The sequence below is a fragment of the Pseudomonas sp. URMO17WK12:I11 genome (assembly GCF_007677725.1).
In the GTDB taxonomy this organism is placed as follows: Bacteria; Pseudomonadota; Gammaproteobacteria; order Pseudomonadales; family Pseudomonadaceae; genus Aquipseudomonas.
Map to the genome: position 1 here is coordinate 204,415 of NZ_VEDF01000009.1, position 20,732 is coordinate 225,146.

Below are 20,732 nucleotides of genomic sequence, written 5' to 3' on the forward strand. Positions count from 1 at the left end.
GGTTAGGCTCGCGCGTCACGCTCCTGCCGGGTCGACAAGGGCCATGCGCGTTGGGTCAGCAGCCTGGTCGTCAGTGCCCAGGGTGTGCTGCTTAGCCAGTTGTAGATCCATGTATTCGTAAGCAATCCGTATTGCCTGGGCGGTGTCGAAGGCATCGCCCGACAACGCGCCACGCAGCCACAAGCCATCGATCAGGGCCGCCAGGCCGCGGGCAGCCTTGCGCGCATGGTAGAGCGGCAAGACGCGGCGAAACTGGCAGCACAGGTTGGAGTACAAGCGGTGGTCATTGATCCGCTGCAACCTGTGCAAATCGGGCTGGTGCATGCTGGAGGCCCAGAAGGCCAGCCAGGTTTTCATCGCCGGGCCGTTCACCTGGCTGGCATCGAAGTTGCCCTCGATGATCACTTTCAGGTGGGCGCGCGGGCTGTCGTCGGCAAGGGCCTGGCGACGTGCTCGAACGCCTTCGTTGAGCATGTTCATGATGTAACCCATCGTCGCTGCGATCAGGCCGTTCTTGTCCCGAAAGTAGTGACTGATGATGCCGTTCGACACGCCGGCCAAACGGGCAATCAGCGCAATGCTGGCATCCCCCAGACCGACCTGATCGACCGCCTGCAATGTGGCTTCGATCAACTGCTGGCGGCGGATGGGTTGCATACCGACCTTGGGCATCTTGCTTTCTCCTCAGGCCTGCGAGCAGACGAAATGCGGCTGACTCGGCGAGGACCAGTCTATTTTGTTTTGATTGAACGTTCAATCAATAAAGAATAAGCTCTGCGACAATTTGTGCCATTGACAGCCTGAAGGGCGTTTCAAAGCGCACGGATTGACACCCCAGGAAATCGCGTAACCCCCGGAATACAAGGCGTTGACGGGTATGAGCGTGGCGAAATGCAGATTCTGTCGTATGGCCCTGGCCCTGCGACAGGCCCTTGGAGCGGGCGCGGTGCTCTGTGACGAATGCGCGCACCTCGGGCTGAGGGAAGGCATTTGCAGCAGGCCACCTGTCTGTTTTTTGCAACGTATCGATTCGGGTTCACGGTTTCCAAGGTGCTTTTATAACACCTGACGCAGTGGGGGTATTCCACCAATTGCTCGGGAAAGATTGATTAGCCTCCACAGCCGCACTGCCCGGAGCATTCGTGCAATGACTTCTGCCTCACTCACCCAACCCCCCGCCGAGAGGGTCCGGGTCAACCGCGTGGTGTTCTTCACCTCCGCGCTGATGATCCTCGTTCTGACTGCCTTGCTTATCGCCGTACCGGAAACCGCCGGCCAGGTCCTGGGGGTTGCCCAGAAATGGCTGACTCGCACCTTTGGCTGGTACTACATGCTGGTCATCTGCGGGTACCTGGTATTCGTCATCTACCTGGCTTTCTCCGACTACGGCAGCCTCAAGCTCGGTGGCAAGGACGATCAACCCGATTTCAGCTACGGCGCCTGGGCCGGCATGCTGTTCTCCTCCGGGATCGGCATCTCGCTGCTGTACTTCGGCGCGTCCGAGCCGCTGGACCATTACTTCAACCCGCCTGAAGGCACGCCGGCGAGCCTTGAGGCTGCGCGCCAGGGGCTGCAGTTGACGTTCCTGCATTGGGGGCTTCATGGCTGGGCGATCTACGCCTTGGTTGGCCTGGCCGTGGGCTACTTCGCCTATCGCCACAACCAGCCGTTGGCGCTGCGTTCAGCGCTGTATCCGTTGGTCGGCGAGCGCTGGGTCAAAGGCGCTGCGGGCAATGCCGTGGACATCTTCGGCATGTTCGTCACCTTGCTGGGGCTGGTCACCAACCTGGGTATCGGCTCGATGCAGGTGGCCTCGGGCCTTGAATACCTGTTCGGCATGGACCACAGCAAGACCAACCTGCTGATGGTGATCCTGGTGATGGCAGGCGTGGCCACCGTGGCTGCGGTGTCGGGGGTCGAGAACGGCATCCGTCGCCTGTCCAACCTGAACATCGCGCTGTTCAGCGGCCTGCTGGTCTTCGTGCTGCTGGGCGGGGAGACGCTGCACCTGCTCAACGGCTTCGTGCAGAACGTCGGCGACTACCTCAACGGCATCGTGCTCAAGACCTTCGACCTTTACGTGTATGAAGGCGAGGGCGGCAAGTCCGAGCGCTGGCTGGGGTTGTGGACCGTGTTCTACTGGGCCTGGTGGATTTCCTGGGGGCCATTCGTCGGCATGTTCATCGCGCGCATCTCCAAGGGCCGCACGGTGCGCCAACTGGTCATGGGAGTGCTGCTGATTCCACTGGGCTTCACCCTGGCCTGGCTGTCGATCTTCGGCAACACCGCGCTGGACCTGGTCATCAACCAAGGGGCCGTAGAGCTGGGCAAGACCGCGCTGGAGCAGCCTTCGATGTCGATCTACCAACTGCTCGAGTACTTCCCGGCGGCCAAGATCGTCATCGGCGTCGCGGTGTTCGTGGGCTTCGTGCTGTTCCTCACCCCGGCCGACTCCGGCGCGGTGATGATGGCCAACCTGTCGTGCAAGGGCGGCAAGGTCGACGAAGACGCCCCGCACTGGATGGTGGTGTTCTGGTCGGTGGTGATCACCCTGGTGACCATCGGTTTGCTGTTCGCTGGCAACTTCGAAGCCATGCAGACCATGGTGGTACTGGCGGGCCTGCCGTTCTCGGTGGTGCTGGTGCTGTTCATGTTCGGCCTGTACAAGGCCATGAAGCAGGATGTGGCGGTCGAGCAGGAACGCGCCGAACTGGCCGCCCGCGGTCGCCGTGGCTTCAGCGAACGCCTGAGCCAGCTTGAATTGCAGCCGACCCAGGCCGTGGTGCAGCGCTTCATGGACAAGCAGGTCAGCCCGGCGCTCAAGGAAGCTGCGCTGCAGTTGCAGGCCCTGGGCTTCGAGGTCGAGACGCGGTTGGGGCAGTCGCGCAACATGATGGGCCTGCGGGTGATGATGGAGGAAGGCAACCCGTTCGTTTACGAAGTGAGCCTCGATGGCTACCTGGCGCCGCCGAGCGAAGCCCAAGTCGAAGGCGACGCCCAGGTGCGCCAGCGCTTCTACCGCGCCGAGGTTTACCTGCACGACGGCAGCCAGGAGTACGACCTGATGGGCTTCACGCCCGAGCAGATCGTGCGCGATGTGCTCGACCAGTTCGAAAGCCATCGGCAGGTACTGGGCCGCGTCTACAGCTGACGCCGCGGCCCATGCGCATGGGCGTAACTATCTAGCGCCATGCGCGCCGGAGCCAGCGCGACCTTGGAGGGCCATTTCCGACCAAGGTTGCGCTCATGTCCGCTACGTCCCCTGGCGACTTCAAAACCCTCGTTGCGCGGCAGTTCGCCACGCGTCCGACACTGCGATCGGTGCTGTCCCAGCAGTTGCTCGCCGTGCTCCAGCAAACCCATCCGCTGCTTCTGACCGTGCAGCCGGCGCTAGCGGATGCGCAAGCCATTCTGTTGATAAGCCCTGATCCGCTGCAGCCGTCCTGGTCCTCGCAACCGCTGCTGGAAGTGGCGATGCGGGCTGTCTTCGAGCAGCAGCCCATGGACTTTACGCCGGTAGCGGGGCGCCACTATCAGCTCAGCGTGGCAGCGCCTCATCGCTTCGCTCACGCCGATGACTCGTTGTCGTACGTGGCTCTGGGCAGTGCCGACGTCGCTCTCAATGCCTTGCTGGTCGAGCTGCCGCTATGGTTGCAGCAGGCGCAAATCGACTATTGGAATGCACAGGCAGGTGCAGGTGTGAGCCGCGAGCTGTGGTTGCAGGGGGTGTTGCAACAGGCCGTACTGCAAAACCTGCCGCTGCAGAGCCTGGATGAGGCGCAGCGACGTTGTCTGCGCGGGCTGCTCAAAGGCGGTCAAGCGGCGCCCCAGGCGTTCGCAGTCCAGGCGCAGCTGATCGACGGCGAGCACCGTCAGGTGGTTACCCTGCCCCAGCTTCTGGTCGTCGGTGAGGCGGACGCGCGTCGGTTGATTCTCTGGTGCACGCCTTGCGGCGTGATTCGTGCCTTCGATACCTTCGAATCCTTCAGTTCGACCTTGCTCGCACAACTGGCAGAACGGCACCGCTTCGAGCACATGGTCTGGGACCGGTATCTGCTGGAAGGTAACGTGTTCGCCTCCCAGGTCTGCCTGTTACTGGAAAGCCAGCTGCAGCACATTGCGGCGCTGCACTGGCAGCGGTTCGACGACATTGCGCACATGGAGCGCGTGCTGCATGCCCTGACCGACCCTGCGATGCACTTCATCCCAGGTTATATCCAGCCGGCGCCCGCCGGGATCCAGCTGCCACCGGGGCTCAGCCGCGCCAAGATGGCCGATAACGTCGCTTATCAGTCGGCGCTCCTGCAACTGGCCGTCGATCAGCAGGAGTCGGACGGCGTCGGTGCCCTCGATGGCATCCCTACCTTGCAGGCGTTCGCCAGGCAGCGCCTGGCACAACTGCTCACGGCCAACCACGGCCTTGACGCTGCCTACGACAGCGATGACATCGTGCTTGAACTCGCCATCGCCCGGGGTGTGCCAGGTGGCGCCGGAGTAGGACCTGGCGGCGGTGAGAGCCTGGAGGCCCTGGGTTCGAAAAGCCTTACCGAGTTTGCCATCGGCAATCTGAGCGCATTGCATGGAGCGTTCATCAAGAGCGTCACTCATCGCACTGGCCTGCCGCTTCCCCAGAGCCTGGATGCGCAAGCGATCAAGCGCATGGTCACCGATGCCGACGTCGGCGGGCGCTATCCGCGCCTGGTTGCGCAGCAGCTCGATGAGCGCAGTGTACGCCCTGCGCGAGTGCGACGCTTCGCCCGCGAATGGCGTAACGACCTGGCCTTTCAGGCACTGGCGGCGAAATTGGACAACCGCCTGAGCGACACTGGCCTGCAGGTGGTTACCGACTATTGCCTCGGCCACGTCGATCTGCAAACCCCTGGGATTGCCCTGATACCGCTGGCTTTCAAACGGGCGGCGGCCTCGAAGCAACGCGATGTGGTCCGGGGCGCCTACCTGCTGTTTTCAGCTGAACCTGCCAAACTGCTGCTGTACTGCCCACTGTTTGCACCGCCTCTTCTGCGCGAGTACTCGAGCTTTGCCGAGCTGCTCGCGGCAGTGCGCACCAGCCCGACGTTACAGAAGAACCTTCTGGCCTGGATGGCGCCTGAAGTGCAAGACATCTACGGCCAGGGCGGCTTTGCCGAGCCGCACATCGCCGAGCTGGGTATCGACCCGTTCAATCTGCCTGAGACGCCCGACCCGGCCAACCTCGACATCCGCCTATGGCTGCATCAAGTGGATGAAAAGCTCTATTCGGCCAACCGTGATCTACTGCTCGAGCTGGCACAGCTGCACTCGACGTCGACGGCGCAAAGCCGCTGGCAGAGCCTGGCTGAAGGCGCGTGGTTGCTGTTCAACACCGCCACCCTGCTGATCCGTGGTCCCATCGCCAGCGTGGCCTGGCTGATCCAACTGCTCGAAAGTCTGGATGATGACCTGGGCGCGCTGGGCGCCGGCAGTGATTTTGAACGAGGGGCCGCTGCCGTGGACGTACTGCTCAACCTGGGTATGGCATTGCTGCATCAGCATGCGCCTCCATTCCCTGGCGGCGCTATGCAACCGCCGCCGCGCCCCAGGTTGCTGGGCAGCAGCGAGCGCTTTGGCAGTGCGAGCGGGGCGCAGGCCACACAGGGCAAAGTGGTGCTGCAAGGCCCGTCATTGCTCGCCACCAGTCAACTGGACATGCGCCCGCGTGGCAACCAAGGGTTCAACTTTCTCACGGCGCAGAACAAGCAGGCGCTGCGCCGGATGCGCGTGAATGTTTCGCTCGATGCGTTGCAGCCGGTTGCCAGCGGCAAGCGACAAGGTCTGTATGAAGTGGATGAGCGGTTGTACCTGGCCATGGCTGGCATGACCTTTCGGGTTGGCTTCACAGAGGGTGGCATCAGGGTTTTCGACGGCGATCAACTGACCGGCCCCTGGCTGGAGTTCCAGGCCGGCGCCTGGCGTATCGATCGAGCGATGCGTGGCGTTGGCGGCATGCCCAAGCGTCGGGTGGAACGCCTGCGCGAGGCCAACGCTGCGCTGCAGGAATCGCTCAACTCGACCGAGGCCAGTCTGTTGCGCGAAATCAACGCGCTGGTGATCGATTTCAATAAGCACCGGGCTTTCCTGGTGAAGGCCGTGGAGGAGCTCTCGAGCTATTCAGGCACGCCGGGGGCGCCTGCGCAGCAGATACTCAGCAACATTGCCAAGCAGGCGCGGCTGCGGGTCGTCGCTGATTTGAAGAGCATGGTCGACAAGGGCTTCGCCCATGATCAAGTCGTCTCGCAGATCGCCCGCACGGGACGCCCAGCGCTGGACATGCAAGAGGCCATCCGCAGGCAGCGCAACGCCACCCGCTACGATTTGATCGAGCGCTGCACGGTGTATAGCCGAGAGCTGAACGTCCTGATCGCTGAGGCAAACCTGCAGCAGCTGGGCGATGCCATCGCCGTGTTACCTGAGAGCGAATCTGAAAAACGCAGCTATCAAACGTTTTATCAGCAGGTTGAAGCGGTGGTGGGGTGGCGCACCGAGCTGGTGGATCTGCTGGCCCGTTTCGACAGGGTGCTGGAAGACTCCCTGGCCGACCGCCTGGTAGCGTTCAGGAATGAAGAAACCGGGGAGAGAATCAACAAGGAGGCATGGCTTGGGCAGATCATCCAGGAGCGTCGGTTGACTGCTGTCGACCATGCCTTCGGGCTGTTGATGGACCTTGCCGAAGCCAGCTTGAACCGCCTGGCGGCAGTCGACGAGCAGGTTCTAGTGGACTATGCGGACTATCTGTCCAACCCCGAGCTTCGCAGCTCCGGCAGCGCCCATGGCGAAGCTGCGGCTGAGCCGGACCTCAAGGAACGCGTTGAGATTCTCAGCGGTGTTCTTCAGGACTACAAGCAGGCCGAAGCGATGAGTGGCTATTTGACCAGCCTGGGCGGCGAAGCGGTCCGGCAGGAACCACTGGCAGCCTATCGCCGAGTCTTGAAACAGCTGATCGACGTTGCCCAGGAGGATCTCGATCAGGCCGTGCGGGAAACGGAGCTGGCCGAACCTCGGCAGCCGCGGTTACCGGTGTACGCGAGCCGTGGCGGGCGCCGCAAAGTCGTGACCACCCGGCGGGGACACAGGGTCGTCGCCGAGGAAGCGGAGGTCGATGGACACACTGTGGTCCGGCAGCTGGATTTTCGCAAAGCGGTGCTGAAAACGTTCCATCAGCAAGATGGACGCTGGGTGGAGGACAGCGCAGCGCTGCCCCTCACCCCAGAGCCGGTGCCTGAAACTCTGGCATCGGTTTCTGCCGCACGCGCTGCCAGCTTGCTGGGGCAGGTCGAAAAAGTCATTGGCTTGGCCAGGCAATACTTCAAGGCCGACGAGCCGCGTGGACTGGAAACCGTGATCGACGGCCACATCAACAAACTGACCGAGTTGTCGGCCAAGCTGCCTGATCAGCACAACGAATCATTGCTCGAACGCCTGGGAGACGGTATTGACCGGCTGCACAATGCCCGTGACGACATGCTGCGCGGCCTGTACCTGTCGACACGCCATCCCACGGCGCAGAGCCTGCGCTTTCTGCTGCAGCATGAGGCGGTCACGGTCAGCCGTTCGCAGGCCCGCAAGGCGACCCTGGCGGGTGATTACCTGGACATCTACGAGGTCCGCCGGCGCGCCGTCGGCGCCCAGACCCAAGGCAAAGGCCTATGGGAGGCTCACTTTCACTACCCCGAAGCGACCACGCCTGCGCTGGCCTTCAGCAAAGGCCATTTGAAGATCTGGTCAGAACGCAAACTCGGTCGCGAGGCGCAGATGCGCGCAGCGCAGACCCGAAACGAGCTGTTGTTCATCTATCGCGGTGACCTGAAGGCGGACCAGGTATCTGACCTGTTCCCGTTCGAGTGACCGCTCGGCACGTGCCGCAGGCCGCCAGCCTGCGGCGCGGCGCTGAGCCGCTGCAATAACTACCGCTGGCCGGCCAGCGTCGCGTCTTATGGTCCGATGCTTCATGTTCATGGAGTATCGTCATGCCGCTCACCTCACCTGTAGCCACCACGCTCAAAGAAGCCGTGGCGGCCCAGTTCGCGTACCGCCCGACCTTTCGCCACACCCTCAGCAAAGCGGTGCTTGAGGCGGTGGCGAGGCGTTTTCCCGACAAGGCCAACGTCACTGTCGATCATGACAGTCAAGAGCCGTATACGCTTTATCGCCGCAACCAGCAGGGCAAGCTACGCCCGGAGCGGTTGCTCGATCTGTTGCTGAAGGCCTACCTGCAAGGCATCACGATAGCGTTCGGCGAGCACGACAAGCTGTTGCTGCAAGGCTACGACAGGTCACTGCTGGACGCTGTGTTCGAGAGCACTCCAGGGGGTACCCCGCCGGATGAAGGCGCCATGCTCGCGCTAAATGACCTGAACGATGACCTCAACGCGGCGTTGGCTGGCTTGATGTCGGCATTCCAGCAGGCCCAGGTGCGCTTCTGGAATGAAGACGATGCGATCATCCCAGTGACCACCGGCATCGGTCGCCATGGCTGGATGCGCCAGGTCTTGCGGGCCAGCTTGCTCGGCGCAGCGCAATCGTCCGAGCTCGCAGAGGAGGAAAAGGCCTGCCTCTATGAAGTGCTGCTGAACGCGCCGGACAAGCCGGCGGTGGCCGCCATCGAACTCGAATATTCCGTCGGTGCAGAGCGCTTTACCCATGTACTGCCGGATTTGCTGATCGAAGCCGAACGGGAAACGCGCGGCCTGGTGATCCATTGCATGCCAGGTCGCTTTGCCGCATTCGACTCGCTGGGCGATTTCGAGGCGCATCTGGCCAGCCAATACGCCGCAGCCGAGGACACGAGCCTGAGCTGGCGCCGCCTTGCCTTCGAGGGTGATGCATGCCTGCAGCAATCGGCACTCTTGCTTGAAGGCCTGCTCGATGCTGTGCAGCGGCTGCGGCTGTCGTCGATAACCGACATTCGGACACTGGAGCAGGCATTGTCGACGCTGACCGACCCGGCGACGCGTTTTCTCAATGACCATTATTTCCCGGTGGACGCTGAGCGTCCGGCGCTGCCGCAATGGCTGCTGCAAGCCACAGATGCCGACCAGTTCGAGTACCAGGTAGCACTGCTTGACCTAGCGATCGGGCACGCACTGGCAGGCGGTCGCTCGTCTCTGGAGGGTGTGCAAGACCTGCATGGCTACGCTGCCAGGCGCCTGCGCGAGGAATTGCTCAAAGACTATCCCACTGAAGCCAACTACTTTCCCGACGACCTGCTGTTGCAGGTTTCCATTCCCGACCCGCTGCTGGACAAGGAGCTGCCCGTGCGTCTCCAGCCCGCTGGCAGCCTGAGTCTGACCGAATTCGCCATAGGCCGGCTCGACGGCTTGGACAATGCGGTCATCACCGGCATCAGTCATCGCCATGAGCAGCTGATCATGCCGTGGATGACGCCCGTCTATGCCGTTGAGCTGGTCGAGCGCGTCGACGTCGGTGGCGTCTATCCAGGGCATGTCGCGGCGCTGCTCGACGAGCCACAGCAACAGCCGGCGCGCATAGCCCGCTTCGCCAGGGAGTGGCGCAGTGCGCTGCTGTTCGACGCGCTACGTGGCAAAGTCGAGGGAACGCTGGATACCCCCTGCTGGCAGGCGCTTGCCGAGTTCTGTCGCAGCGGTCGCGACCTCAGGGCTAACCTGAGCCTCGCGCCGTTGGCGTTCCGGGCTGCGCCCGACAGCCGTCAACGTCACAGCGCTGCCTGCATGTACGTCATCACCCTGCAGCAACCCTCGGCAGTCTTGCTCTATCGCCCGCTCTACCGCGAAGGGACGCTGCTGCGATATGCCGACAATGCCGCGCTGATGGCAGCGCTCAGCCAGGCGGGCGCGCTGCAGGATAGCGTGCTGGAATGGCTGCCGCCTTCGGCGTATAGCACCTACGCCAATGGTGGTTTCGTGGAACCGCACCTGCGCCGGGTCATCTTCGATACCTCGCTCTGGCCAGAACCGGTCGAGCCCGTGCAACTGGCACTGAGCGCCTATCTAGCCGACATCGACACGCGCCTGTATCAGGACAAGCGCCAGGCCCTGCTGGCCATGGCTGAGCGCCAATCGCTGTCGAACGCCGAACAACGCTGGCGTGTGGCCAAGCGTTTCGCCTGGATGCTGTTCGACCTGGTAGCGCCGGTGTTGCCCGGGCCTTTGGGTAAGGTCGCCTGGGTGGTGGGCTTGCTGGCGCCACTGCTGCAGGCGGGCAGTGGCAAGCAGCAAGAGGAGGCGAATACGCTGCTTGGCGTGAACCTGGCAGCGAGCCTGGCGATGAGCGTATTGCACGCGCGTCTGCCACGACCGGTAATGCCGCCCAGCCCCCGACCCGCCTCGGCAGTTGCTCTGGCCGGCGAGCCTCTGCCACGCCTGCCGATGATGCCGGCACCCGCCGCTGCACACGGTCTGGCCGACGCGCCGCTGCGGGCCCAGGCCAAGTACCTTGAAATCGGTCACGGTTGGGGCGCAGGCCCCTTGGCGCAACAGGCTGCGCTGCAGCCCTACCAAGCGCACGTAGACCTGAGCGCCGCGGTCCATGCCAATCGCCTCTATTACCTGGATGAACGCTTCTATGCCGAGCTCTACGGAAAATATTACGAAGTGGGGCACGATCAGGGCGGGCGACGCATTCTCGGCCCGTCCGGCAACTGGGGCCCTTGGCTGTTCGACGACGGCAGCCGGTTGCGGGTACGCATCGATGGTTTCGCCTGGGGTGGGCAGTCTGGCCGCAAAGGCGCTGCCCAGGTGGCGCGTGACCAGCGCAAGTTCGACCAGATGGCCGCGCGCGTGGCTCAGTGTTTCAGGGCCATTGACGACAATCTGCCGCTATTGCGCGAGCGCTTCGATGCCGAAGTGGCGCGGTACCAGGAAATGCTCGATGTGCAGCAGCGTCGTGACACCGCCGCGCTCAACAAGGCAGGCCTGGACGAGGAAAAACTGCAGAAGTTGCTTGTGCTGTTTTCCGAGAAGATCGACCTCAAGCTGCAGGAGTACCAGCGTGCCCGGGCCGAGTACGTCAACGGGTTGGAAGCTGACATTGCCCAGCTCTCGATAATCCTCGATACCGTCGATCAGCAGCTTGACCTGCAACGGCGGCGCAACGTGGTGGTCGAGCAGAGCGTCGATGATCTGCTGGTCACGCGTACCCGCGCTCGGCAAGGCCTTACCAAGAGTGCCTGGGGCGCCTATTTCCGGCTGTTGGCGACCATCGACTATCCGTTGCTGGCGCGTATGGAAGCCAATGTCGCGGCGACCGGCTGGCCCGAGTTGAAGGCACGCATGCGCAAGATGCTGCCGATCCAGGCTCGGCTCATCGAGCTCAGCACCTTGCTCGACCACTCTATTCCTTTGATTGCAGAAGACACCGTGGTCGCCATGCTTGGCGATCAGCAGCAAGTCATGCGGGATGTCAAAGGGCAGCGGGAATCGACCACCGTGAACCTGTTGATCATCCAGGCGCACTTCTACAAGACGTTGGCCTTGCATTATGAATTGGGTTTGTCCGAGCGCCTGCAACATTACCGGATGAACCTGATGGGGCCGAATTTGATGCTTGCGGCGTTTGCCCATGTCGAAGTGCAACGTGGCAATCTGCTGGGCACCGCGCGCACCGAGGTGCTGCAAAGTGCCTGGGAGGAATACAGTGCCGCATTGATCGACTGCATCGATATCAAGCGCGACGGCGGTGAACTGGTCGACGTCTCCATGCTCGAAGCGCTCGAACAGTCGCTCCAGGCTTTGAAAAGGGATGCGGGTATGCGCCTGGGGTCGAGCGTCGAGCCCGAGGTGCTGCCGTACACCAGTAGCAAACAGCCCCGCGAAGTGGCTTACCTGGACAATGGCCAGATCGTGGTCGGAGACCGGGTGGAAATAGACGGTCGACCACGGTTGGAGATCCGCAATCTGGTAACCGGCAAGGTCACGACTCACTTCGAGTGGGTCGACGGCAGGTGGGCACCGCCAAAACCGCCAGCTCCGGTCGGCAGTGGCCAGCAGGGCGAGGCCGCGCAAGCCAAGGCGGCGCTGGTGGCCAAGGCCGTGGCGGTGCTCGCTGCCGACAAACCCGTTCAGGCGACCGCCGAGCAATACCTGGCTCAGCACGTCAGCCACCGTGTACTGGAGCGGCTGGTCGATGGCCACATCGCCGAGCTGCAGCGCCTTAGCGATAGCCTGCAAGACGATGCCGGCTTCACGGCGCGCAAGGTCCGCGAGCAGCTGGCCGCCTGGCCCGAGCGGCGCCGCACGTTACTGGTGCAGCTATTTGCGCAGACACGCTTTCCCGATGCCCAGGCGTTGCGTTATCTGCATGAGCAGAAGCTGTTGAAGATCGACTACACCGGCAAGCGCCATCCTTATCGCGACGGGTCATTCGACGACTATGAAATACGCCTGCTGAAAAAGCCGGGCGATAGCCGCGGCAAGCTGATCTGGGTGGCGCACTTTCACTACCCGCGTCAGGACACGCCGGCCACGCAATTCACCGTAGGCCATTTGAAAACCGCGCAGCAGCGCAGCTACGGACCTGCCGAAGAAGTGGAGCTGGCCAAACTGGGCCAGTGGGTGCACCGCGGGCCGCTGCTGTACTCGCAGGTCAAGGACATCATTGCGTTTCTGTAAACGCGCAAGGGTGGCGGTCGTGCCGCCGCCCTTGTCGATGCTCTGTCTGTCAGTTGTCAGCGCGGGCAATCACATCGGTGCGCGGGGCAGAGCTTTCGCGCAGCCCGTCGATTGCAATGGTGCAGAGCGTGAGGGGCAACCTGTTCGCCTTGAACACGAAGCGCTCATGCGGGACCGGCCCGTAACCCCGCGGATCCGCGCAGTCCGTTGTTTCTGGGGCGCCGCGCTTGGCCCGATAACGCACGATATGCGGCGGATCGGTCACCCAGTTGACGACGGCGTCGCCATTGGGCTTGTAGTCGACTTGCACCTTTGGAGCAGCCACTGGGCCTGCGGGCAGCAGCTGCATGGGGACGCTCAGGGCGTTGGCCATCAAGCCCGGCCAGGATAGCTGCTCAGCCGAGTCTACCCCGACTACGCACAGAAACTGCCATCCCGCCTGCGCCTCGAGCGGCGCCTGAATCAGACCGATTTCGCTGTCGATGCTACCGCTGTAGCCTGCAGGTGCTTCGCACGCCAGCGGATCGTCGACCGATTTGAAGCGGTATCGTGGTGTGTCGATGGTGAAGTTGAAATTCCAGGTTGGCGCGGTGATCTGCCCCTGATCATTCACCTGCAAGCGATCAAGGGCCTTGAAGGTGTCCACCTCAGTCTGGGTCAGCTGGAAGCCGGGCAGTAGCGTACAGCTCGGCAGGTCTGGGATGACGTGGCCGGCCGCGAAACAGCCCTGCAGGCGTTGTACCGGTACCGCCGCCACGCCCTCGTCTAGCAAACTGGTGACCACGCTGAGCAACGCGTTGCTACCACGCTCGAGAACGGGACTGCCGGAAGCGCCTTCGCCTGCTCCAGTGCAGTCATTCTGCGTGAGGTTGCGCCAGATCCACGGTGCTTCCATCAGCCAGGGCAGGCTTTGCTGGGTGCAGGTAGAAAGCCGCAGGCCGCGGTCAGACGCTGTGGTCTCGCCCACCATCAGTACCGCGCTGCCATCAGCCGCTGCCGGGCCTAATGCCAGCGGCTGTATACCCTGAGCGAGGAGCTGTTCGAGGCGTGCATCGAGTTCGAGCAGGGCCAGGTCGCTGCCCTGCATGCTGCTCCAGACGATGCGCCGTACCGCGATGGTCGGCCGCTCGCCTTCGGTATCGGCAAAGAAGTTGAAAACAAGGCTGGCCTCAAGCGGCGCATCCTGGACGATGGCACCGTTGCGCTTGCTGGCACAGTGGCCTGCGGTGACCACGTAGGCGGGGCCGGTTGCCTGGCCTGGGTCTGAACGGGTGTCGAGCAACGAAGCGATGCACTGGCGTTGATCGGGCAGCTGCAAGCGCCCGATGCCGCTCCAGTGCGCATTCTCACCCTGGCTGTTGTTCAGCACGTGCGGCGTGGCGCGCGCTGGCAAGCCCTGCCCGTAGTCGGTCGCGGTCACTGCCATGGGCAGACAGCCCAGCGCAAGCGCCAGGCCCGCTGTGCACGATGTGTTCATGTTGATGCCTCCGTTGCAATGGAGGCGCTAATGTCGGGCAAGCCGACGCTGGGCTCGCGGTAGATAGAGCTGTGTCAGCGCGGCGGCACGGCGTTGCTGTAGCGCCCTTTGTGACCATGGGCGGGCATCGCCAGGTTGCCGCGCTCGGCGATCATCTGCTGCAAGCCGATCAACTGCACGCCCTGGTGCTGCAACTGCGGCAGGGCCTGTTCCAACACTGCCAGGGTTTGCGGGTAAGGGTGTCCGATGAGCACGGCCGAACCCTGCTTGCGCGCCAGCGCGATGCCTTGCTGCAACTGCCCGGCAATGGCCTCGGGGGTACGCACGTCATCGAGGAACACATCGCGCGACACATGCGCCAGCCCTTGTGCCTGCGCCTGGGCGGCCGCCACGGTGGCAGCGCTGGTGCGGCTGTCGACGAAAAACAGCTGGCGGCGTTGCAGTTCGGCCATCAGCCAGGTCATCGGCTCGCGCTGGGCTGTCATGCGGCTGCCCATGTGGTTGTTGATGCCGGCGGCGAAAGGCACCTTGTTCAGCGCCGCGTCCAGGCGGCGGGACAGTTCTTCAAGGGCGATGCCAGGATGCCAGGCATAGGGGCCGGTCGCCGGGTCCATCGGCATGTGCAGGATCACCGTCTTGCCAGCCTTGTGGGCCTGTCGAGCGAAATCGCTGGCGTGCGGTGTGTCGGGCATGATCGCCATGGTGATCGGCCCGGGCAGCGCCAAGGTGCGATTGTCGCGTTCGCTGCTCTGGCCCAGGTCGTCGATGATGATGCTCAAGTAGGCCTTGCTGACGGGCGCCGCTTGCGCGACGCCTGCCAGCAGGCAGCACAGCAGAAACAGCCAATGGCGCATGTCGGGCTCAGCTGCCCTTGGTGATGTTCAGGCCCTTGAGCAGGCTCAGTGCCTGGCTCAGCTGGAAGTCGTCATCCTGCGGGCGTTCCTTGCGCTTGCTGCTGCCGGTCGGGCGGTCGGCACCGCCGTTGCCGTTGCCCAGATGGCCCTTGAGGTCGGCTTCCTTGAAGTTGTCGCTGTCGCTGGCATCGGCTGTCAGCTTCGCAGGACGCACTTCGATGTCTGGCACGATGCCCTGAGCCTGAATCGAGCGGCCGTTGGGCGTGTAGTACAGCGCCGTGGTCAGTTTCAGCGCACGGTCGTTGGCCAACGGCAGCACCGTTTGCACCGAGCCTTTGCCGAAGCTGTCGGTGCCCATCAGCACTGCACGCTTCTGGTCCTGCAGGGCGCCGGCGACGATCTCCGAAGCCGACGCACTGCCGCCGTTGATCAGCACCACCAGTGGCACGCCTTCGCTGGCGTCGGCCGGGTCGGCCGAGAAGCGCAGCTCGGAGTTGGCGATGCGGCCCTTGGTGTAGACGATCAGGCCCTTGGTCAGGAAATGGTCGGCCACTTCGACCGCCGATTGCAGCACCCCGCCTGGGTTGTTGCGCAGATCAAGCACCACCCCGCGCAGCTTCTTGCCGTTGTCCTTGCGCAGCTTGGCCAGGGCCTTGCCAACTTCGTCGCCAGTCTTGACCTGGAACTGGGTGATACGGATATAGCCGTAGTCGTTTTCCAGCAGCTGGCTCTTGACGCTCTTGACCTGGATCACCGCGCGGGCGAGGGTCACATCGAAGGGCGTGCCGCCATCGCGGATCAAGGTCAGGGTGATTTTGTCGCCGACCTTGCCTCGCATCTTGTCGACCGCTTCGGTCATGCTCTGGCCGCGGGTGGGGGCGCCATTGATCTTGACGATCAGGTCGCCGGCCTGCACGCCGGCACGCGAAGCCGGTGTGTCGTCGATCGGCGAGACCACCTTGATCATGCCGTCTTCCTGGCCTACTTCGATGCCAAGACCACCAAACTCGCCGCTGGTGCTTTCTTGCAGCTCCTGGAAGTCTTCCGGGCCCAGGTAGGCGGAGTGCGGGTCGAGGTTGCTCAACATGCCTTTGATTGCATTCTCGAGCAGGGTCTTGTCGTCCACTGGTTCGACGTAAGCCGCCTTGATGCGGTCCATGACCTCGGCGAAGGTGCGCAGTTCTTCCAGTGGCAGCGGCGCCTTGGCCGTCGCCTCGGTCGCTGGCGCAGCGCCCGACTGGGCAGCCGGGGCCTTGGCGGGCTCGGCGGCGCTAGCCAGGGGCGCAGCGATCGCCAGGGCGACGGTCAAGGCCAGCAGGGTAAGGCGTGGCGAGTGCAGCATGTCGAACGAACTCCTGATCCTGTAAGCGCTCCCTGCGGAGCATCGGTGCAGCGCCTGGCGCTACGCCGTATGAAGTGTTTCAGCCGCGGCACCATTGTGAAGGATCGGTAGGCCGGCCCTGCTGGCGGATGGCGAAGTACAAACCTGCGCTGTCTTGTCCGCCGCTGTCGCCAACGGTGGAGATGGCGTCGCCGGCCTTGACGATGTCACCGGCACTCTTGAGCAGGCTCTGGTTGTGGCCGTACAGGCTCAGGTAACCATTACCATGGTCGAGAATGACCAGAAGTCCAGCGCCACGCAACCAGTCGGCGAATACCACCCGCCCACCGTGTACGGCACGTACCTGGGTGCCAGGGCTGGCGCCGATCATCACGCCGTCCCACTTCGCCCGGGCATCGCTGCCACGGGCATCACCGAAGCGTGCCAGCAATCGACCATTGACTGGCCAAGGAAGTTTTCCCCGCGCAGCGGAAAAAGCACCGCCGTAGTTGGCGCCGTCACTGGACACCAAGGGGCCGAGGGTGGTGCGCGCCTTCTTCGGCGGCTCGGCAGGTGGGGTGTCGTTGCTCGCGCGGGCGGCCAGGGCCTCCTGTTGGCGGCGCTTTTCCGCCTCCTGCTGGGCGAGCAGGGCTTTCTGACGCGCTTGCTCGGCTTCGCGGGCCTGGCGAGCGAGGGTTTCCTCGATGGTCTTGAGCACCTTGGCCAGGTCTGCCTGGTCTTGCTGGCGGGCCTGGAGCTTCTGGTCGCGGTCTTTCACATCGCTGTTGAGCTTGGCCAGCACCTGCTGACGCTTGCTGCGCTCGGCATCGAGCGCCTCGCGGCGGCTGTCGAGGTCGCTGCGTTGGGCCAGCAGTTGCTGCTGCTGGCGGGCGATGTCCTGCTCGACACCGGCCAACTGGCGAAGGGTCTGGTTGAAGGCGTTGAGCTGCTCCAGGCGGGCCTTGCTCAGGTAATCGTAGTAGGAGAGGGTGCGAGCGAATTTTTCAGGGTTCTGCTGATTGAGCAGCAGCTTGAGGTATTCCTCGCGACCGTTGTTCTGGTAGGCCGAACGGGCCTGGATGGCGATCAGCCGCTGTTGTTCAACGCGGGCGCTCTGGAGTTTTTTTTTCTCGGTATCAAGGCGCTCCAGCTCGCCCTCGGTCTTTTTTAGTTCTTGTTGCAGGGCCTCCACCTGCTTCTCCAGATTGCCGATGTCGGTTTCGGTGCTCTTGAGGTCTTTCTGCACGCCAGCTTTTTCTTCCTGGAGCTTGCCGAGGGTTTTCTTGAGCTCGGCGATATCCTGGCGAGTGGCGTCCAGTTGCTGCTGGGTCTGCGCACGCTCATCGGCAAAGGCCGGGCTGAGCAGGCAGGACAGGGCGATGGGGATCAGGGCGCGTAGCATGGGGTTTGGCGTACCGGGGATGGAGACGTGGCTAGTATGGAGGAGCTGCAAGCGTCAAGCTACAAGCGGCAAGAAAAACCACGCCACGGCGGGTTGGTACTTGCCGCTCGCCATGTCAGGCGTCGACCAGGATCGAAGTGCCAGTCATTTCTGCGGGCTTTTCCAGGCCCAGCAGCTTCAGCATGGTCGGTGCCACATCGGCCAGAACGCCGCCTTCGCGCACCCGCACCTGGCGCTTGCCGACGTAGATGAAAGGGACTGGCTCGCTGGTGTGGGCGGTGTGCGCCTGACCGGTGCTCTCGTCTTCCATCTGCTCGACGTTGCCGTGGTCGGCGGTGATCAGGGCCTCGCCGCCGACTTTGTCGAGCGCCTCGACGATGCGACCGACGCAGGTATCCAACGCTTCGACGGCCTTGACGGCAGCATCGAACACGCCGGTATGGCCGACCATGTCGCCGTTGGCGTAGTTGACCACGATGACGTCGAAGCGCTGCTGCTCGATGGCCTCGACGATGCAGTCGGTCACTTGCGGCGCGTTCATCTCAGGCTGCAGGTCGTAGGTGGCCACCTTGGGCGATGGGATGAGGATGCGTTCTTCACCCGCGAATGGCTCTTCACGGCCACCGGAGAAGAAGAACGTCACGTGCGCGTACTTTTCGGTTTCGGCGATGCGCAGCTGGGTCTTGCCATTGTTCGCCAGGTATTCGCCCAGCACGTTGTGCAGGCTTGACGGCGCGAAGGCGGCCGGCGCCGCGATGTTCGCCGAATACTGGGTCAGGCCGATATATGCGGCCAGCTTGGGCAGGCGCGCGCGCGGGAACTCGGTGAACTGCGCCTCGACGAAGGCGCGCGACAGTTCGCGGGCGCGGTCGGCGCGGAAGTTCATGAAGATCACCGCATCGCCGTCTTCGACCGGCGCTGCCTCGCCGATGCGCGTGGCTTTGACGAATTCGTCGTTTTCGCCACGCGCATAGGCCGCTTGCAGGCCTGCCTGGGCGCTGTCTGCGCTGAACTCGGCGGCGCTGTCGACTATCAGGTTGTAGGCGGCGCTGACGCGGTCCCAGCGATTGTCGCGGTCCATGGCGAAGTAGCGACCGATCAGCGTGGCGATGCGCCCTTTGCCCAGTTTGGCGAAGGTTTCATCGAGCAACTCGATCGAAGATTGCGCGCTGCGTGGCGGCGTGTCGCGACCATCGAGAAACGCGTGCAGGTAGATTTTCTCGGCGCCGCGCTGGGCAGCCAGCTCAGCCATCGCGACCAGATGGTCCTGGTGACTGTGCACGCCGCCGTCGGACAGCAGGCCCAGGATGTGCACGGCCTTGCCAGCACCCACGGCCTTGTCCACCGCACCGGTCAGGACCGGATTGGTGAAGAACTCACCGTCCCGTATGGCCTTGGTGACACGGGTGAAATCCTGATAGACGACGCGTCCTGCGCCCAGGTTCATGTGACCGACTTCAGAGTTGCCCATCTGCCCGTCCGGCAGGCCGACATCCATCCCGGAGCCGGAAATCAGGCCGTGCGGCTGGGTGGCGCGCAGGCGGTCGTAGACCGGCGTGTTGGCGGCGTAGATGGCGTTGTATTCAGGGCTTTCGCTGTGACCGAAGCCATCCAGGATGATCAGGACCAGGGGTTTGGGCGTGCTCGTCATCAATCAAACTCACGGTTGTTCAAAGATGATAAAGACACGCATTTTAGGGCAAATACGCCACCTGCGGCGAATATTCCTCCTGCGCCCCGACCAGCGCAGGCGGCCGGGCAAGATGAAGCCGCACCTGCCGCCGGCCCGTCGGGCTTTGGTGGCACTGGGGGGCTGTGTATACTGGCCGGCATTTTCAATCGCCTGGAACACCGCTGATGGTTGCTCACCTGATTCAATTCGCAACGGATCACTACATCCTGGTTGCGATCTTCGTCGTGCTGCTGGTCGCTCTGCTGGTCAACGAAATCCGCCGTGGCGGCCAGAGCCTGAGCAACGGCCAGCTGACCGCACTGGTCAATGCTGACAAGGCCGTGGTCATCGACATTCGCCCGCCCAAGGAATACGCCGCAGGGCACATCGTCGGTGCGCTGAACATCCCGCAGGACAAGCTGGTCAACCGCATGTCCGAGCTCGACAAGCACAAGGACAAGACCCTGATCGTCGTTGACGCGATGGGTCAACAGTCCGGCACCCTCTGCCGCGAGCTGCTCAAGGCTGGTTACAACGCCGCCAAACTCAGCGGTGGCGTTTCCAGCTGGAAAGCCGATAACCTGCCCCTGGTGAAGTGATATGAAGCCCGTCATCGTTTATTCCAGCGACTACTGCCCCTACTGCATGCGCGCCAAGTACCTGCTCGAAAGCAAGGGCGTGGCCTTCGAGGAAATCAAGGTCGATGGCAAGCCGCAGGTCCGCGCCGAAATGAGCCAGAAGGCCGGGCGTACCTCGGTGCCGCAGATCTGGATCGGCAGCACCCATGTCGGTGGATGCGATGAGCTGTATGCCCTGGAGCGCGCCGGCAAGCTCGACGCCCTGCTCACGGCCTGATTTGCACCGCACAGAAAACATTAGGATTAAGGATCTGCCATGACTGACCAACAGACCAACGGCGCTGCTGCAGAAGACAACAGCCCTCAGTTCTCCCTGCAGCGCATCTACGTGCGCGACCTGTCGTTCGAAGCCCCGAAAAGCCCGCAGATCTTCCGCCAGCAGTGGGAGCCGAGCGTAGGGCTGGACCTGAACACCAAGCAGAAAGCCCTGGAAGGCGACTTCCATGAGGTGGTGCTGACCCTGTCGGTGACCGTCAAGAACGGTGAAGAAGTGGCCTTCATCGCCGAAGTCCAGCAGGCCGGTATCTTCCTGATCAAGAACCTCGACGCGGCCTCGATGAGCCACACCCTGGGTGCGTTCTGCCCGAACATCCTGTTCCCATACGCCCGCGAAACCCTGGACAGCCTCGTCACCCGCGGTTCGTTCCCGGCGCTGATGCTCTCGCCAGTCAACTTCGACGCCCTGTACGCGCAGGAAATGCAGCGCATGCAGGAAAACGGCGAAGCACCCGCCGCGCAATAATCC

11 protein-coding genes and 1 pseudogene are annotated in these 20,732 nt (G+C 63.1%); 6 read left to right on the forward strand and 6 right to left on the reverse strand.

Annotated elements, in window-relative coordinates:
• Positions 1–15: 15 nt before the first annotated feature.
• On the reverse strand, positions 16–672 hold the full coding sequence (gene betI / locus FS665_RS18020) for a transcriptional regulator BetI (RefSeq protein ID WP_145191380.1): 657 nt from the start codon (positions 670–672) through the stop codon (positions 16–18).
• 532 nt (positions 673–1,204) lie between these two features.
• Between betI and FS665_RS18025 the strand changes: the two are divergent.
• From FS665_RS18025 to FS665_RS18035, 3 genes and pseudogenes are all read left to right on the forward strand, one after another.
• Positions 1,205–2,760: pseudogene (locus FS665_RS18025) on the forward strand (BCCT family transporter).
• A 486-nt stretch (positions 2,761–3,246) separates the two neighbouring features.
• Positions 3,247–7,881: a dermonecrotic toxin domain-containing protein gene (locus FS665_RS18030; RefSeq protein ID WP_145191386.1), complete on the forward strand. Its 4,635-nt coding sequence runs from the start codon at positions 3,247–3,249 to the stop codon at positions 7,879–7,881.
• A gap of 122 nt (positions 7,882–8,003) precedes the next feature.
• A complete protein-coding gene (locus tag FS665_RS18035; RefSeq protein WP_145191388.1) occupies positions 8,004–12,623 on the forward strand; it encodes a DUF6543 domain-containing protein in 4,620 nt (1,539 codons plus the stop codon).
• A gap of 49 nt (positions 12,624–12,672) precedes the next feature.
• Here the strand turns inward: FS665_RS18035 and FS665_RS18040 are convergent, their stop codons facing one another.
• The 5 genes from FS665_RS18040 to gpmI form a co-directional block, all read right to left on the reverse strand.
• Complete coding sequence (locus tag FS665_RS18040; RefSeq protein WP_145191391.1) at positions 12,673–14,100, reverse strand: trypsin-like peptidase domain-containing protein; 1,428 nt, start codon at positions 14,098–14,100, stop codon at positions 12,673–12,675.
• A gap of 74 nt (positions 14,101–14,174) precedes the next feature.
• Positions 14,175–14,954: a divergent polysaccharide deacetylase family protein gene (locus tag FS665_RS18045; RefSeq protein WP_145191394.1), complete on the reverse strand. Its 780-nt coding sequence runs from the start codon at positions 14,952–14,954 to the stop codon at positions 14,175–14,177.
• Between the two features lie 7 nt (positions 14,955–14,961).
• Positions 14,962–16,296, reverse strand: coding sequence for a S41 family peptidase (locus FS665_RS18050; RefSeq protein WP_145191398.1), 1,335 nt, complete (start codon positions 16,294–16,296; stop codon positions 14,962–14,964).
• 79 nt (positions 16,297–16,375) lie between these two features.
• Positions 16,376–17,677, reverse strand: coding sequence for a murein hydrolase activator EnvC (locus tag FS665_RS18055; RefSeq protein WP_145191401.1), 1,302 nt, complete (start codon positions 17,675–17,677; stop codon positions 16,376–16,378).
• Positions 17,678–17,792: 115 nt separating this feature from the next.
• Positions 17,793–19,328, reverse strand: a complete 1,536-nt coding sequence (gene gpmI, locus FS665_RS18060) for a 2,3-bisphosphoglycerate-independent phosphoglycerate mutase (RefSeq protein ID WP_145191404.1) — start codon at positions 19,326–19,328, stop codon at positions 17,793–17,795.
• A 206-nt stretch (positions 19,329–19,534) separates the two neighbouring features.
• Here gpmI and FS665_RS18065 point away from each other — a divergent pair, with 206 nt between their 5' ends.
• Genes FS665_RS18065 through secB form a run of 3 tightly spaced genes read left to right on the forward strand, consistent with a single transcriptional unit; the run spans position 19,535 to position 20,729 of the window.
• Positions 19,535–19,948: a rhodanese-like domain-containing protein gene (locus tag FS665_RS18065; RefSeq protein WP_145191407.1), complete on the forward strand. Its 414-nt coding sequence runs from the start codon at positions 19,535–19,537 to the stop codon at positions 19,946–19,948.
• Between the two features lies 1 nt (position 19,949).
• The gene (gene grxC, locus FS665_RS18070) at positions 19,950–20,204 is read left to right on the forward strand and encodes a glutaredoxin 3 (RefSeq protein ID WP_145191410.1); all 255 of its coding nucleotides are present in this window, start codon (positions 19,950–19,952) and stop codon (positions 20,202–20,204) included.
• Between the two features lie 39 nt (positions 20,205–20,243).
• Positions 20,244–20,729 carry a protein-export chaperone SecB gene (secB, locus tag FS665_RS18075; RefSeq protein WP_145191413.1) on the forward strand — a complete coding sequence of 162 codons (486 nt, stop codon included), beginning with the start codon at positions 20,244–20,246 and terminating at the stop codon, positions 20,727–20,729.
• Positions 20,730–20,732: the final 3 nt, after the last annotated feature.